Source organism: Methylocucumis oryzae, from assembly GCF_000963695.1.
GTDB lineage: Bacteria > Pseudomonadota > Gammaproteobacteria > Methylococcales > Methylomonadaceae > Methylovulum > Methylovulum oryzae.
Window position 1 is genome coordinate 1 of sequence record NZ_LAJX01000384.1, and the last position, 934, is coordinate 934.

Genomic DNA, 934 nt, shown 5'->3' on the forward strand with positions numbered 1-934 from the left:
CTGTAATGATTGCGGCGCAATTAGCTGTGTTGATACAAGGTGCTGTGTTATTACCTTTAGAGCCTGATGCACCTGACGCTAGACTTGGTTTTATGCTAGATGATGCTGAGGCGAGTTTAGTGCTTACTATTGATGCGTGGTCTGAGCGCTTTGCCGGAAAACCAATACTCTCATTGCACCCATGCTTTGCGTGGGCGCAGCAAGAAGGACGCTCTGCATCTCGTACCGCAGAGCGGTTAGAGCAACATTCCCACGCCGAGCGTGGGAACGATAAAAGAACAACGGTCTCATTGCACCCACGCTCTGCGTGGGCGCGGCAAGAAGGACGCTCTGCGTCCCGTACCGCAGAGCGGTTCGAGCAACATTCCCACGCAAAGCGTGGGAACGATAAAGCACTAGCTTATTTAATCTATACCTCTGGCAGCACCGGTACTCCGAAAGCCGTCGTCGTCAGTCATGGCGCCTGGGCGGCACAAGTGGCTGCAATGGCTGAGATATATGGACTTAAAGACGATGATGTGTGCTTGCATTTTGCGTCGTTTAGCTTTGATGCCGCGATGGAGCAATGGGTATTGCCATTAATCTGCGGCGCGCGCTTAGTGATTAACTCTACGCTGTGGGATGCTGAGCAAAGCTTAGCGGCAATAGCTCGTTACGGTATTACTCGGTTAGATTTACCACCGGCTTATGCGACAGAACTAGCAAGACACACTCAAGGGCAATACGATTTAAGTACGCTACGCAGTCTTACCGTCGGTGGTGAAGCCTTAAGTCAATCTGCGTTAGCGTTAATCCAAAACCGTTTAACGCCAGGGATGGCGTGTAGTAGAGCAACGCAGGAGCAGTTGCCGATAACGCCAGGGATGGCGTGTAGTAGAGCAACGCAGGAGCAGTTGCCGATAACGCCAGGGATGGCGTGTAGTAGGCAACGCAG

1 protein-coding gene is annotated in these 934 nt (G+C 52.1%); it reads left to right on the plus strand.

The window, feature by feature from the left end:
- A partial coding sequence (locus VZ94_RS21825) for an AMP-binding protein (protein WP_045780863.1) occupies window positions 1-934 on the plus strand: 934 nt, incomplete at both ends.